The sequence below is a fragment of the Achromobacter sp. Root170 genome (assembly GCF_001428165.1).
Classification (GTDB): Bacteria; Pseudomonadota; Gammaproteobacteria; order Burkholderiales; family Burkholderiaceae_B; genus Achromobacter; species Achromobacter mucicolens.
This window is the reverse complement of the sequence record NZ_LMHN01000017.1, coordinates 14,456-29,176: the sequence shown is the minus strand read 5'-3', so window position 1 is coordinate 29,176 and position 14,721 is coordinate 14,456. Positions and strand designations below refer to the sequence as shown.

Here is a 14,721-nt window from a genome sequence, read left to right as displayed (position 1 = left end):
TCCAACATGCAGCGCTTTTTTTATGCCCGCTTTGACTGCCTTGCTGCGCCCGTTGTGCCAGGCGCTTTGCTGCCTGGCCGCAGCCCTCTTTTCCGCCCAGGCCTGGGCCGCTCCTCCGACGCTGGCCCAGTGCCACGGGATCAAGGACCTGGCCTTCGTCGCCCATCTGGATGACGACCTGCTTTTCATGAACCCGGACGTCGCCTCCAACATCGAGGCGGGCGGTTGCGTGCGCGTCGTCTATCTGACCGCCAGCGACGCGGGCGAAGGCGAAGGCTACATGCTGGGCCGCGAGCGCGGCGTGCGCGCCGCCTACGCCTACATGGCGCGCGAACCCGACGCCTGGAAGGAAGACACCGGCATCGTCGCGGGCCGCCAGATCGCGCGCTTCACGCTGCAGGGCAATCCGCGCGTGCAGCTCTGGCACATGCGGCTGAAAGACCCGTGGCTGGGCAAGGGCTGGGGCAGCCTGACGCCGCTGAGCCGCACCGAATCCGAACCCGGCCAGAACGTGGACACGCTGGGACCGCACGCCGAGGTCTATACCCGCGAACAACTCGTCGACACGCTGGCCGAGATGATCCGCCAGTACGGCCCCACCACGGTTCGCCACCTGGACGACACGATCAGCGTGCCCTACACCCAGCTGTGCTGGCGCTGCGCCGGCCACGGCCACCCCGACCACATCGCCAGCGCGCGGCTGGCGCGCGAGGCCATGGTGCGCGCGCCCGGCAACTACGCCGAGACGGGATACATCGATTACCCCAGCCAGGAACGCGCCACCAATCTTGCCGACGCGGAAATCGCCAGCAAGTCCGTGATCTTTCAGCACTACGCCTGGAACGACTACCACTATTGCGCCGGCCCCACCGGCTGCAAGGAACCAGCCGGCCCCGCCGCCGCGTGGGTCCAGCGCGCCTACTACGTTTCGCGTCAGGACGTCGCGCCGCAGGTGTATCCGGACGGGCGAGGCGGACTCGTCGTGTTCGCCGCCGGCGAAACCAATGCGGCCGTCAACAGCTGGGATTCGGCCGAAAAGCGCTGGCACACGCTGGGCGGACGCACCACCGGCCCCGTGGTCTCGTTTGCCCACGCCGACGGCACCGCCGGCCTGATGGCGCGCGATCCGCTGGGCGGCGTATGGGCCAACAAGCAGCGCCATGACGGCACGTGGCAGGGCTGGCAGGCGCTGGGCGGTTTGCGCGTCACGCAGATCCCGGCGGTGGCGCCCCGTGGCGAAGCCGCCGCCGTCGCGCTGGGCTACGACGGGCTGCTGCACTGGATCACCCCGTCCGGCATCGACGGCAGCTGGAGCACGTGGCAGGCGCTTCCGCCACTAGAGGGCGTCACCGGTTCACCGGCCGCCGCGCGCGGCGCCGACGGGCGCTATGTCGTCTTCGCCATTGCCGCCAAGGGCGAGCTTTTCTATACCCGCCAGTTGCCAGCCGCCAAGGGCCACCGGTCGGAATGGCAAGGCTGGCGCCGCGTGGCCGCGCCGCAAGCCGCGGGCGGCCTGGCTGCCATCCGCAACCATGAAAACCGGGTCGAGCTTTATTTCCGCCAGCGCGCCAACAACCACCTGACCAAACTGGTGGAAGCGGGCGACACCACCGACCTGGACATGGACTGGAGCGCGCCGGCGGACTTGGGCGTGCCCTTCATCGGCCGACCGGCCATCCAGGCCGATACCGCCGGCAACGTCGTGCTTGCCATTCTGGAGCGCTCGGGCGGACACCTCTGGCTGCTCGAACACGGCAAGCTCGCCAAGATGGATGCCGAAGCGGCATCGCCGCCCGCCATCAGCCTCATCGACGGCGCGCTGTATGTGGTCGCCCGCGCCGCCGGCGCACCGCAGCGCTACGAGGTGCTCTCGCGCCGCGGCGGCACGTGGTCCGCCAGCCTGACGCTGGACGGCGTGCCCGCCACCGGCGGCGGCCCCTTCGCGTCCGTGGCGGCGCGGCCGGCCGACCTGCCCAACCTGGGCGCGGCCAGCGCCGGCAAGGCCGTGGTCGTGCGCCCGTCCGCGTCGGAACCGGATGCGCTGACGGTCGAGCGCATGCCCGCGCAAACCTCACGCGTGGCCACGCCAACCCGCGTGCAGTGACAGGGCGGGCGCGACGCGCAGGCACGCCGCTTGCTGCCCTCCGGGCGTTACAACCCGGAGGACCCAACCATGTCAGACGACCTGAGCAAGCGCGGCCCGCAGGACCGCTCCCGGATAAACGTGAACGAGCCGCACGAGCTGCGCTATTGGACCCAGGCGCTTGGCGTCACCGAGGCCCAACTGCGCGAGGCGGTCAAGGCCGTGGGACCGTCGGCTACCGCGGTGCGCGAACATCTCGGTAAATAGCCGGACCCGGGGCCCGTGCTCGGGCCCCGGCACGCCGTGATTGGCACACGCGGCCCATCCGGCCAGATGCCGCGCGGGACATAGCCGCTCAAGCGGCCATCTTTCCGCACATGTCGGCGCATTCTCGGCACGTGCGCGCACAGTCGGCCATGCCGTCCATGCCCTCGCAACTGGCCGCGCAGTCATCGCAAATTGCGGCGCAGGCGCCGCACACCACCTTGTGGTTTTCAACGCCCACCAGCATCGCGTGCGCTGCGGTGCGGCAGATCTCGCTGCACCCCATCATCAGCCTGAAGTGGTGAGGCTCGACGTGCTCGCCGCCGGCCTCCAGGCAATGGCTCATGGCGGTCTTCACGCACATCCGATAGCAGGCCAGGCAACTATCGATGCAGCGTTCCATATCGTTCATTTGGGCAGTCATGACGGCTCCTTGCGTGGTGGCAATGCTTGCGGGTCAGCACACTGCGTTCCCGCAAGGGCGCACATCCAGGGGGCCGGCAGCGTTCCCGCCTATTACCCGGCCTTCCGTTGCGATTTGCGCGCCAGGAACGGCGCCATGTAGCGGCGCGGCTCATCGGTGGTGAACGCCTCGCCGAAGGCCTCCACGCTGCGGTCCAGACCGGCCTGGATCGAGGACTCGGTCCAATAGCGCAGCAAGGCCTTCTGCGAGCGCACCGCGGCCGGCCCGCTGGCCGCGATCGCCGCCACGGTGCGTTCGACCAGCGCGTCCAGCTCGCCGGCCTCGCACAGAAATTCCAGAAAGCCCCAGTCCCGCGCCTGCGCGGCGTCCACCGTCTCGCCGGTCAGCAGCAGCCAGTTGGTCGGACCCTGACCGATGAGCGCGGGCAGCAGCACCGCATGGATCACCGACGGAATGCCGACGCGCACCTCGGGCATGCCGAACACGCCGTCCGCCGAACCCAGGCGGATGTCGCAGGCGGCCGCCAGCTCCATGCCGGCGCCCAGACAGAATCCTGGCAACCTTGCGATGGTCGGCACCGGGATATCCGCCACGGCGTCGCACAGGTCGCGCAGCCGCGTGATGAACGCGCGCGCGCCTTGCGGGTCCAGCTCGGCCATTTCATGGATGTTGGCCCCGCCCACGAAGGCCCTGTCGCCCGTGCCGCGGATGACCACCGCGCGCGCGTCGTCCTGCGCCGCAATCCAGCGCGCGGCCTCGGTCAAGCCAAGCGTGACGGCCGAGGCCAGGATGTTCAGGCTCTTCGCGTCGTGGATCTGCAGGGTGTAGACGCCGCGCGAATCGCGCGTCACGCGGGCATGGGGGAACGTGGGGATGGGCGCAGTCATGAAGTCTCCGGCTAGAAATGTTGGCCGTCGATGCTACCGGCGGCTTTTGATGACAATAAACCTCTCGTACACTTGCCGCATGCTACGCATCGACAACCTCAGCAAGCGCTACGGCGACCATATCGTGTTCCAGGGCCTCTCGCACGCCTTCGCGCCGGGCTGCGTGGCGCTCTGCGAAGAAGACAGCACCGGAAAATCCAGTCTGCTGGGCATCATTGCCGGCGCGCTGGCGCCCGATAGCGGCGACGTCCTAATCGACGGGCACTCGCTGCGCGACGCGCCGCTTGCGGCGCAGTCCCGTCTGGCCTATGTGCCGGACAACTGCATGGCATTTCCCGAGCAGACGGGCCGCGGCCTGCTGCGGCAGGTGGCGGCAGCCAAGCACGTTGCGCTGGACGACGCCGTGCTGGACCTGGCCCATCGGCTGGGATTGGAGCCGCATCTGGACAAGCGTTTCGAGCAGATGTCCACGGGCACGCGGCGCAAGGTCTACCTGACGGCCGCCGCGCTGGGCGACCCGGCGGTTGTCGTGGCCGACGGTCCCAGCAACGGGCTGGATGCCCAGGCGCGCGGCGTGCTGGCCGACGTCTTCAAAACCTGGGCACAGACGCGCGTCGTGCTGTTCGCCAGCCATGACCCCGAACTGGTGCAGGCGTGCGGCGCCCGCACGGTCAACGTGGCCGACCTGCGCTGAGCAACCGGTTGCCCGGCGCAGCGGTCAAAAGCGGATGGTCACCCCTGCAATGGGCCCCTGCAGCACCACGTCGTATTTGAAGCCGTTGCGCTCGTAGTCCACGCCCATTGCCCGGTAGCCCACCGTCGCCGACACCGATTTGTTGAAGCTGTAGCCCACGCCAAGACCGAGGTCCCAGTCCGCCTGCGCGCCCCCGGCGCCGATCATGCCCCAGCCCGTCAGATAGGCCTTGGGATGAAAGTTATAGGTGCCTCGCACGCCCACCATGGCGTCCACCCACGTGGCGCTTTCGCTGTGCTTGCGGCCGTCCGTGAATCTGCCCTTGAAGGTGACGTCCGAATCCACCGACCAGACGCGCAGGCCGCCCACCACGTCCAGACTGTGCTCCGACCGGTCGAGCACCGAATAGCCCGCGCCGATCAGGCCGGTGAACGATTCGTTCTTCACGTCCACACTGCTGGCCAGGATTCCCCTGGGGGTGTCGCCTTGCGCACCGACCTTCACGTACAACAGATCGCCAAAGATGCTGTACCGGCCCTTGCGTGCATCGCCCATCAGCATGGCGGCAAAATCCAGGTTGTCCAGGATCTTGTCGAAGCTTGCATTGATGTCCACCGTCGGCAGGCGGCGATGCGTGACGGTGCCCGACAGCGCCGGCGCCCACAGATACGGCGAGACCGAGAATTTCCATTCGTCGGAAACCGCGGCAGCCGAAGCGGGCGCCGATGGGGTTTCGGCCGCGATGGTGGCCCCTAGCGGGACCGCTGCGCATGCCAGGCAGACAGTGATGTGCTTTTTCATCGCGAGATCCCCGAGGCCCGAAGGCATGTCGAAAAAAAGGCGCCCCGCCCAAACGCAGGGCGCGTCCTGCCGCCGTAACCGCGTCAGCTCACCCGCCGCACCGGCGGCACCGTCCACGACCCGTTGATGATCGACGGGTCGCTTTCGTTGGGCCAATACAGGCGCATCATCAGGATGAATCGGCCCTTGGGCGCCGGCAGCCAGTTCGACTCGTGCTCGGGCCCCGGCGATTCGTTCTGGATCAACAGATCGATCGACCCATCGGATTTGCGCTTGAGCGGCTGGCGTTCGCTGATGGAATAGCGGTTCAGCGGGTTATCGACAAAGAAGTAGTTCTGGTCATACATGGTCAGCGACCAGAACCCCGACACGGGCGGCGTCAGGCCCTTCTTGAACGTCAACACGTACTTTTCCGACCCGTTGTATTCGCGCAGGATCGCCCCGTTGGCCGACCGCAACGAGGTCGGGTAGACGGCGTCCTGCGGCCGGTTCGCACCCAGCCCGATGGCGGTGACCAAGGCCCGTTGCAGGTAGTTGGTGCCGTAGGTCCCCGTCTTGGTCGTGAAACCCCAGCCGTCGATATGCTGGATGTCGCCATCGGTGGACCGGAAATGCGCCATGATCCGCGCGAATCCCGTCTCGGGCACCCGCCTGGCAAAATCGGCAGGCAACTTGGACTTGTCGAAATCCTGCCCAGGCACGATGCCGATGGTGGCCATTTTTTCCACCATGGGCGCGTCCGCCGCGGTCGGCGGATTGCGCTTGAGCAACTGCGCAAACAACGCAAAGTACTCGTGGGCATCCATGTTGTTGACCTGGTCGCGCACCGGCGTCTTCATGTCGATGGCCGGATCCACCTTGCCCTGCGGCGCTGTCCACGCCTTGCCCCAGCCGCTCAGCGGCGCGATCTTCACCTGGTCCTGCAGCTTGTGCACTTCTGCATAGTCCTCCGGCGTGCCCGTGCAATAGATGCGGCCCAGCAGCCAGACGATGCTCGTGGGCGACTTGTATTGCTTCATGCCCTGCGGCACGGCGCCTTCCCAGCCCGGCCCCGTCACGACGAAGGTCTGCGCGCCGGTGCCCGTCGTGCGCTTGCCCGGCACGTCGAACACGGTTGTCCATCCATCCAGCAGCGGAAACAGCGCGTAGCGGCCGTTCATGTCGGGCAGGCTGATGACCCAGGGCTCGTCGCCGACATCGAAAAAGGCGGTGGTGTACAGGGTGTCGGCGTTCGGCGCCGTCACGTCGCGGAACTTGGCGTCCGGATACTCGCGCAGCTTGATGAGCTGGCCCATCGGGGCGCGCGTTCCTTTAGGTTCGGCGACGTTGGTGATCACCCGGCGGGTCATCTCCATGGTCACCAGCGGGTAGGCGTAGATGTAGGCTTCGGTGGCCAGGACGAAACGGTCGTCGGCTTCCGGCAGGTTTGCCACCAGCCCTTCGGAGGCGGCTGCCGAGGCCCGGAACGCCGGTCCCAGCGATCCTGCAGCCAGCAGGGCCAATCCCCCTGCGTTCAGTTTGCGGCGAGTTAGCTTCATTGTTATCGCTCCAATGGATGGGTCTGACGAAGTTCACTTCGGGGACTTCCAACAAGCACGACGATGTTCTTCAAGCTACTGCGCATTCGGTGTCGATGTGGCGGGGCACGCTCCACAGATCAGGGTCAGGGAAACCACGGCAAACGGCGGGCAGCGTGCCGCCGAAGGGCGGAGCTGCCTTTGTGCGCATGGCCAAGGGGAAAGCACGGGTGCGCGAGCGCGCACGCGTGAGAAAGGCGGGGTGGACGTCCAAGAATGGGCTCCCTGAAGGAATCAGAGCAAACGCACCACTGAAGGAACTGGGCTACGGACCATCCATTCGACCGGCTCGCGCGAGGACGAAGCGGTTTCGGTCAATCTATGCGCAGTTTTTTAGCTGCTCAAGTAGCCGGAATGACTACGACCATCCGCCATTGGTCGCAATCCGCTGCCCTATTTGCCCTTGCCGATCGACAGCGGCACGCCCCACACCGGATCCTGCATGCCCTGCTTGCCCAAGGGCGTGATCTGCATCGGCTTGAGCTTGGACAGCAATTCGCGCTGCGCGTCGGTCAGGTTCGTGCGCTGCGCGAAGTACTTCTGCGCAAAATCCATCGGCGCCGGCCACGTGTAGACCGTGAAGTCTTCCAGCGGGCACTCGATCATCTTCGGATCCACCGCGCGGCAGGCGGACTGCTTGAACTTGTAGCTGGGCGTCTTCATGTGCATGCGCTGGCTGAGCACCAGATCCCCGCCCTTGAGCGTGAAGCTGGCCAGCGCCAGCTTGGGCAGCACGCGGGACTGCACCTTGATGGCCGGGATGTCGCGCGACGTGGTGTCTTCGTAGTAACCGGCGCGCGATCCCGGCGTGGTTTCGGTGACCTGCTGCTCGCCCCAGGCCACGCAGGCGCCCGACCCGCGATGCACGGCCGTGCAGACTTTCTGAGTGCTGGTCCGCGAGCCCGTGGTGCCTTCGTGCCAGTTCGTTTCCTTGTAGAACTCGCGGTACAGCTCGGGCGACAGATACGCGGTGCCGTTGGCGCCCCGGCCCGACCCTTCCGCGCCGGGGCGCGCGCCGATCTGATTCAACGTGGCATTGAGCTTGTAATCGTCTCCACCTGTCAGCAGGTACTTGCCCGGCGGCAGGATGTGGACTTCAAACGCCTTGAAGAGGTAGGTCGTGTCCTTGTCCCGCTGCAGCGAGTTGTTCTGGAACTTGCGGCCGAAGGTGATGCGCGGGTCCGGTTCGAACATCCAGACGGTGTTGCCGGTCCAGGTCGTCATCAGCATGGCGTCCTTCAGCGAGGCGTGCGGCATCAGGTCAGCGACCAGCACCACGGCCATGTCCGCCTTGATCGCCTCGCCGATCAGGTCGACCAGCTTGCCGTATCGCGGATCGTCCGCCGTGCCCTCGCCGTTTGACGACGGAATGGTGACGCAGCCCGACAGAGTCAGGGCAAGCGTCAGGGCAGACAGGGCAAGGCGCGGGCGCGGCAGGGACATGGGATCGATCCTTGGGTCGGTAAGACGGCAATGTGCGCGCATCCTACCGGCTCGGGAACGGTTCGCAACATCCGGTTTGGCCGCTGAAACAGTTGGTGGCAGGCAGCGTGACGTAGAACCGCGCCGCCAAAGCGCATTCCGGGCAAACCAGCCGTAATGGGTTGTTTCGAATGTTTCGCTTGGGGCCCGACGACGCTCCGCCGCCCCGCCTTGTCCGCCAGTAACTTCGCCGCTATGCCCGGCTCAATGCCCGCGGCAGATCCGTGCCGTAGTCGTCATGGGCATAGACCATCGCCGGCAGGGGCGACACGGCGCGGCCTGCTTGGTCCCATAGCATTTCGACCCAATCGGCCGCCACGTCGGCTATCGCGTCCTGCACGCAGAACGCCGGCTCGGTGGAAAACAGGGGCAGCGGCGGCTCCAGTCCTGCTTCTCCGTGCACCACGTCAAAGAGATTGCGGTAGCCCTCGATGGCTTTGTTAAGCACATACAGATCCGGGCCTTCCAGACCGATCACCACCGAAAAGGTCCCTTCGCCGCCCTGGTCCGGAAAGATGCCGAACTGGATCTCGCGCGCCTTCTCGGGCAATCGCGCGAACATGCCGGCCAGCGTGTGCAGCGCGGCCGCCGTGTGCGCGTCCAGCGCGCGGCGCAGCGCGTCCTGATAGTCGTGTTTCGTCATCGCGCCAGCATAGCGCATGGCGCCACGGCATCACGCGTCGACGGGCATCCCGTCCAGCAGCTTGTCCAGCGTCACCGGATAGTTCCGCACGCGCACGCCGGTCGCGTTGTACACCGCATTGGCGATGGCCGCCGCCACGCCGCACAGGCCCAGCTCGCCGACGCCCTTGGCCTTCATCGGCGACGACACCGGATCGTCCTCGTCCAGGAAGATGACCTCCTGACGCGGAATGTCGGCATGAACGGGAACTTCGTAGCTTGCCAGGTCGTGGTTGACGAAATACCCCAGGCGATGGTCGACGGCCAGCTCCTCCATCAACGCCGCGCCCACGCCCATGGTCATGGCGCCGATGACCTGGCTACGCGCGGTCTTGGGGTTGAGGATGCGGCCCGCGGCGCAGACTGCCAGCATGCGGCGCACGCGGGTCTCGCCGGTGGCGGCGTCCACGGCCACTTCCACGAAGTGCGCGCCGAAGGTGGACTGCTGGAATTTCTTGTCCAGGTCGCCGAACTCTATTGCGTCTTCCGCGACCAGCTCGCCGCCCGACGCCGCGCGCACCAGGGGCGCGGAGCGTCCGCCGGCATCGGTGACCATCCCGTCGGCAAACACCGCGCCCGCCGCATCGAATCCCAACTGTTCAACGACGCGCGCGCGCAACTTCTCGCACGCCGCATAGACGCCCGCGGTCGAACTGTTCGCGCCCCATTGCCCGCCCGAGCCCGCCGACACGGGAAACGACGAATCGCCCAGGCGCACGACCACGCGCGACAGCGGCACGCCCAGCATTTCGGCCGCCGTCTGCGCAATGATGGTGTAGCTGCCGGTGCCGATGTCGGTCATGTCGGTCTCGACGATCACGCGGCCCGTCGCGTCCAGCCGCACGCGCGCGGCCGACTTGGTCACCAGGTTGTTGCGAAAGGCGCTGGCCACGCCCAGCCCGATCAGCCACTGCCCTTCCCGCCGCGCACCGGGTTTGGGATCACGCTTGTCCCAGCCGAAGTGGCGGGCGCCGGTCTGCAGGCATTCGACAAAACGCCGGCGCGAGAACGGCCGCGACGGATCGGTGGGATCGACCTGGGTGTCGTTCACCACGCGGAACTGCACGGGATCCATGTCCAGCGCCTCTGCCATCTCGTCGATGGCGATCTCCAGCGCCATCATGCCCGGCGCCTCGCCGGGCGCGCGCATCGCGTTGCCCTCGGGCAGGTCCAGCGTCATCAGGTTCAGCGCGGTGTGCTGGTTGGCGCCGGCATACAGCAGCTTGGTCTGCTGCACGGCCTCTTCCGGCTGGCCGTCCGGCAGGTCGCCGGACCAGCTTTCGTGCGAAATCGCCGTCAGCTTGCCGTCCCGCCCCGCGCCCAGCCGGATGCGCTGGATCGTGGCGGGCCGGTGCGTGGTGTTGTTGATCACCAGCGGACGCGGCAACGCCACCTTGACTGGCCTGCCCGCCTCGCGCGCGGCCAGCGCGGCCAGCAAGGCGTCCGCGCGCACGAAAAGCTTGCCGCCGAAACCGCCGCCGATGTAGGGCGACATCAGGCGCACGTTTTCCTTGGGGATACCCAGCGTGCGCGCCACGTCCGACCGCCCCCACGCAATCATCTGGTTGGACGTCCACAGCGTAAGCTTGTCGCCCTTCCAGACGGCGAGCGAAGCGTGCGGCTCCATCATGGCGTGCGACTGGTCAGGCGTGGTGTAGGTGGAGTCGATCTTGACGGGCGCCTCTGCAAACGCGGCATCGAAGTCGCCCGTGTCTGTCTTGGGAATGTGCTTGCCCGAGGCGCCGTTGTCCCGCAATGCCGCCAGGTCGTACGCGCCCGGGGCCCGCGCATACTGCACGCGAATGAGCTTGGCGGCCGCGCGCGCCTCCTCGAACGTGTTGGCCACCACCACCGCAATGGCCTGGTGATAGTGCTGGATTTCCGGGCCGCCCAGCAGCGTGGCCGTGTTCATCTTGCCCTTGCCCAGCTTGCCGGCGTTCTGCGCGGTCACGATGGCCAGGACACCCGGCGCGCGGCGCGCAAGATCGGTGTCCATGGCGGTGATGGCGCCCTTGGCGATTGCCGCGCCCACCACATAGCCGACCGCCGCATTCGGCGCGATGTCGTGATGCTCGTAGGCATACGGGGCCTGGCCGCTCGTCTTGAGCGGCCCGTCGATGCGATCGACGGGCTGGCCCACGATCTTGAGCTGGTCGATGGGATTCTGTGTCGCGGGAGTCTCGAATTTCATGGCCTTACGTCCTCGCTTGCGTCAAGACGGCGCCAAGCGCGCGCCGCGCCAGGGTCAGCTTGAAGGCGTTGTCTGGCGTGGGCGCGGCGCCCGCCAGCAGCGCATCGGTCACGCGCGCCGCGCCATCCGGCAGCTGCGCTTCGGCCGACGCATCGCGCCACGGCTGAGGCGCCACGCCGCCCAGCGCCACGCGCCCGGCGCCATCGTCCTGCACCACGGCGGCCACCGACACCAGCGCAAACGCATACGACGCGCGGTCGCGCACCTTACGGTAGAAGTGCTTGCCGCCCAGGGGCTTGGGCAGCACCACCGCGGTGATCAGTTCGCCCGCGTCCAGATGGGTCTCGATATGCGGCGTGTCGCCCGGAAGCCGGTAGAAGTCGGCAATGGGAATGACCCGCCGCGTTGCATCCGGGCGCACCGTCTCGACCTTCGCGTCCAGAACGCGCATCGCCACCGCCATGTCGCTGGGATGCGTGGCGATGCAGGCCTGGCTGCCTCCGATCACGGCCAGTTGCCGCGTCACGCCGCCGATTGCGGAACAGCCGCTGCCGGGCACGCGTTTGTTGCAGGGCTGATTGGTGTCGTAGAAATAGGGGCAGCGGGTGCGTTGCAGCAGATTGCCGGCGGTTGTGGCGCGATTGCGGATCTGTCCCGAGGCGCCCGCCAGCAGGGCGCGCGCCAGCACCTCGTAATCGCGGCGCACGGTCTCGTGGGCCGCCAGATCCGCATTACGCACCATCGCGCCAATGCGCAGCCCGCCGTCGCCGGCCGGTTCGATCCGGTCCAGGTCCAGGCCGTTGACATCGATCAGATGCGAAGGCGTTTCCACCTCGATCTTCATCAGGTCCAGCAGATTGGTGCCGCCGGCGATGAACCGGGCGCGCGGCTCGCGCGCGGCGCTGGCGGCCGCTTCGGCGTCGGTCCCGGGACGCTCGTACGTGAAGGCTCTCATGCCTTGCCCTCCGCGACGTCTTCGATGGCATCCAGGATGTTGGCGTAGGCGCCGCATCGGCAGATGTTGCCGCTCATGCGTTCGCGGATTTCCTCGGGTGACAGCAGCGGGCGTTCGTTCAGCGATCCGGTCACGTGGCTGGGCATGCCGCGCGCGGCCTCGTCCAGCATGCCCACCGCCGAGCAGATCTGCCCCGGCGTGCAGTAGCCGCACTGGTAACCGTCATGTTTGACGAACGCAGCCTGCAGCGGATGCAGCGCGCCCGGCGTGCCCAACCCCTCGATGGTGGTGATCTGCTGGCCATCGTGCATGACGGCCAGCGTCAGACAGGAATTGATCCGCTTGCCGTCCAGCAGCACCGTACAGGCGCCGCATTGCCCGTGATCGCAGCCTTTCTTGGTGCCGGTCATGTGCAGGTGCTCGCGCAGCGCGTCCAGCAGGCTCGTGCGCAGGTCCAACGCCAATTCGTGGGTGTTGCCGTTCACGGTCAGCGTGACGGTGGCCTTCAGGCTTTGCGGCGGCGCGGTGTTCTGGGCAGCGGACATGGCAGGCGTTCCGAATGCGGTGGCGGACGCGGCGCCTGCCTTGAGCAGGTTGCGCCGCGACATATTGATATCAGTGGGATTTTCCAAGGTTGGAACTCCTGTAAGCGTCCGGCGGGCCGAAGCCCGGACATCCAGGGCGGGTTCCCAGCAAGCGGTGTGCCTGGCCGCGAGCCGCGGGCGTGACAATGCGCACGGCCGCGTGCATGGCATCCTGGAATTCCCGATAAGATCGTCATCAACAATCGATGATAGCGACGGCAATCGCCCGGCCGCCACGCCAACCTGACAAGAAAATGTTCGATCTCGAAACCAATCCGGACAACGCGCCGCCCCCGCGCTGCCTGGGCATCCTGCTTGCTGCCGGGCGCGGCCGGCGTTATGCCGACGCCGCCGGGGGGCAGGACAAATTGCTTGCGCCCCTTGCGGACGGCGTGCCCGTGGTGGCCGCCGCCGCGGCGACGCTGCGCGCGGCCACCACGCGCGTCGTGGCGATCACCCGCGCGGATAACGACCGCGTCGCCGCGCTACTGGCGCAGGCCGGGTGCGAGGTCGTGACGATCGATCCGCGCGCCGACGGCATGGGCGACAGCCTGGCTGCCGCCGCGCGCCACGTCATGCAGACCGCCGGCGCGGACATCCAAGCCTGCCTCGTCGCGCTGGGCGACATGCCGTGGATCCGCCCGGACACCTGCCTGCAGGTCGCGCAGACGGCGCTTCTGCATCCGATCGTGGCGCCGGCCTGGCGCGGGCAGCGCGGCCATCCGGTCGCCTTTCAGCGGTCGATCTGGCCGGCGCTGGCGGCGCTGTCGGGCGATGTGGGCGCGCGTGCCGTGCTGGCGCGTTACGGCGTGACCCAACTCGCGGTCGAGGACGCAGGCGTGTGCGCGGATGTGGATACGCCGGACGACCTGGCGGCCGTGCGGCGGGACAGCTAATAAACCGGAAATCAGGCCGGCGTCGCGTTGCCGACGCGCTGGCCGATCACCGGCGCATCGGCCGGCTCGGCATGCCGCGGCAGGGCTACCCGGAAACTCGTCACGTCGTCGCGCGAGTCGACGCTGATGCACCCGCCATGCGAGGCCACGATCTGTTGCGCAATGAACAGGCCCAGGCCCAGGCCGTGATGACCGCCTGGGCGACGCGCGCCGCTGCGGAACGGGTTGAACAGGTGCGGGAGCAGCTCGGGCGGAATGGTGCCGCCATTGGACACCGTCACGACCACCTCGCACGGGGCCTCGCCATTGACCTCGACGCGAACCGGCGCGTTCTTGCTGCCATGATGCAAGGCGTTGCCGACCAGGTTGGCGATGACCTGGGAGATGCGCGCGCCGTCCCATGAACCCGCCGCATCGCCGCGGCTAAACGACTCCACGTGGCGCTCGGGAAAGCCCGTGCGCACCTCGTCCAGCGTGCGCTCGACCAGCGCATCCATGCGCAGGGCTTCCGGCGACAGCGCAAGGCCTCCCGCCTGGCGGATGCGCGTCACATCGAGCAGGTCTTCGATCAGGCACGACATGCGCTCGCTGCTTTGCAGCATGCGCCGCGCCAGGCTGGCCACGCGCTCGTCGTCGCCCCGGCGCTGCAACACCGTGGCGCCCATGATGATGGCCTGCAGCGGCGTACGCAGGTCGTGGCTCAGCACCGCCATGAACATTTCGTTCACCCGCAGCGCCTCGGTGCGTTCTTCCAGCTGCTGCGCCAGTGCACGCTTGCGCTCGTGCAGTTCGAAGAACACGTTCGCCTTGCTGCGCAGCATGTACGGGTCCACCGGCTTGTACAGGAAGTCCACCGCGCCGCTCTCGTAGCCGCGGAACTGCCAGTTCTGCTCGCGCGAGCCTGCGGTGATGAAGATCAGCGGAATGTGGCGCGTGCGCTCGCTGCCCCGGATCAGCTCGGCAAGCTCAAAGCCGTTCATGTCGGGCATCTGCACGTCCAGCAACGCCAGCGCGACGTCGCTGTGGCGCAGCAGCAGCTCCAGCGCCTGCGGGCCGGATTGGGCCTTCAGCACCTCGACACGGTCGCTGGCAAGCAGCGCCTCGAGCGCAATCAGATTCTCCGGAATGTCGTCGACCAGCAGGCATTTGATGCGGTCGTCGTGGGAAGGGGCTGATGTCGGGATCATGGTGTCAATGCGGTT

General features: G+C 67.4%; 14 protein-coding genes. 4 read left to right on the top strand and 10 right to left on the bottom strand.

Features of this window, described 5'->3' with window-relative positions:
* Positions 1-22 precede the first annotated feature (22 nt).
* Together ASD87_RS20890 and ASD87_RS26715 are read left to right on the top strand one after the other, a co-directional pair.
* Entirely contained in the window at positions 23-2,104 is a 2,082-nt protein-coding gene (locus ASD87_RS20890; protein WP_056326093.1) for a PIG-L family deacetylase, read from the top strand.
* A gap of 69 nt (positions 2,105-2,173) precedes the next feature.
* Positions 2,174-2,350, top strand: a complete 177-nt coding sequence (locus ASD87_RS26715) for a DUF3606 domain-containing protein (protein ID WP_081100949.1) — start codon at positions 2,174-2,176, stop codon at positions 2,348-2,350.
* A gap of 88 nt (positions 2,351-2,438) precedes the next feature.
* On the opposite strand, the gene ASD87_RS20885 is transcribed toward ASD87_RS26715, so the two are convergent.
* Both ASD87_RS20885 and ASD87_RS20880 read right to left on the bottom strand, forming a co-directional pair.
* The gene (locus tag ASD87_RS20885) at positions 2,439-2,771 is read right to left on the bottom strand and encodes a four-helix bundle copper-binding protein (protein WP_056326090.1); all 333 of its coding nucleotides are present in this window, start codon (positions 2,769-2,771) and stop codon (positions 2,439-2,441) included.
* 92 nt (positions 2,772-2,863) lie between these two features.
* Positions 2,864-3,658 carry an enoyl-CoA hydratase gene (locus tag ASD87_RS20880; RefSeq protein WP_056326087.1) on the bottom strand — a complete coding sequence of 265 codons (795 nt, stop codon included), beginning with the start codon at positions 3,656-3,658 and terminating at the stop codon, positions 2,864-2,866.
* A gap of 79 nt (positions 3,659-3,737) precedes the next feature.
* On the opposite strand from ASD87_RS20880, the gene ASD87_RS20875 reads away from it, so the two are divergent.
* Positions 3,738-4,352 carry an ATP-binding cassette domain-containing protein gene (locus ASD87_RS20875; protein WP_056326085.1) on the top strand — a complete coding sequence of 205 codons (615 nt, stop codon included), beginning with the start codon at positions 3,738-3,740 and terminating at the stop codon, positions 4,350-4,352.
* Between the two features lie 24 nt (positions 4,353-4,376).
* Here the strand turns inward: ASD87_RS20875 and ASD87_RS20870 are convergent, their stop codons facing one another.
* The 7 genes from ASD87_RS20870 to paoA form a co-directional block, all read right to left on the bottom strand.
* Entirely contained in the window at positions 4,377-5,153 is a 777-nt protein-coding gene (locus ASD87_RS20870) for a hypothetical protein (protein ID WP_056326082.1), read from the bottom strand.
* Positions 5,154-5,236: 83 nt separating this feature from the next.
* On the bottom strand, positions 5,237-6,691 hold the full coding sequence (locus ASD87_RS20865; RefSeq protein ID WP_056326078.1) for a DUF1254 domain-containing protein: 1,455 nt from the start codon (positions 6,689-6,691) through the stop codon (positions 5,237-5,239).
* A 432-nt stretch (positions 6,692-7,123) separates the two neighbouring features.
* Positions 7,124-8,173, bottom strand: a complete 1,050-nt coding sequence (locus tag ASD87_RS20860; protein ID WP_056326076.1) for a hypothetical protein — start codon at positions 8,171-8,173, stop codon at positions 7,124-7,126.
* Positions 8,174-8,405: 232 nt separating this feature from the next.
* Positions 8,406-8,855 (bottom strand): DUF6389 family protein, encoded by a 450-nt coding sequence (locus ASD87_RS20855; RefSeq protein WP_056326955.1) that lies wholly within the window; start codon positions 8,853-8,855, stop codon positions 8,406-8,408.
* Between the two features lie 30 nt (positions 8,856-8,885).
* Positions 8,886-11,084 (bottom strand): aldehyde oxidoreductase molybdenum-binding subunit PaoC, encoded by a 2,199-nt coding sequence (gene paoC, locus ASD87_RS20850; protein WP_056326074.1) that lies wholly within the window; start codon positions 11,082-11,084, stop codon positions 8,886-8,888.
* A gap of 4 nt (positions 11,085-11,088) precedes the next feature.
* Positions 11,089-12,039 (bottom strand): xanthine dehydrogenase family protein subunit M, encoded by a 951-nt coding sequence (locus ASD87_RS20845; protein WP_056326071.1) that lies wholly within the window; start codon positions 12,037-12,039, stop codon positions 11,089-11,091.
* Entirely contained in the window at positions 12,036-12,671 is a 636-nt protein-coding gene (paoA, locus tag ASD87_RS20840; protein WP_056326068.1) for an aldehyde dehydrogenase iron-sulfur subunit PaoA, read from the bottom strand. Before paoA ends, ASD87_RS20845 begins: the two co-directional genes overlap by 4 nt.
* 206 nt (positions 12,672-12,877) lie before the next feature.
* On the opposite strand from paoA, the gene ASD87_RS20835 reads away from it, so the two are divergent.
* On the top strand, positions 12,878-13,519 hold the full coding sequence (locus ASD87_RS20835; RefSeq protein WP_056326066.1) for an NTP transferase domain-containing protein: 642 nt from the start codon (positions 12,878-12,880) through the stop codon (positions 13,517-13,519).
* 11 nt (positions 13,520-13,530) lie between these two features.
* On the opposite strand, the gene ASD87_RS20830 is transcribed toward ASD87_RS20835, so the two are convergent.
* Positions 13,531-14,706, bottom strand: coding sequence for a response regulator (locus ASD87_RS20830; protein ID WP_056326063.1), 1,176 nt, complete (start codon positions 14,704-14,706; stop codon positions 13,531-13,533).
* Positions 14,707-14,721 lie beyond the last annotated feature (15 nt).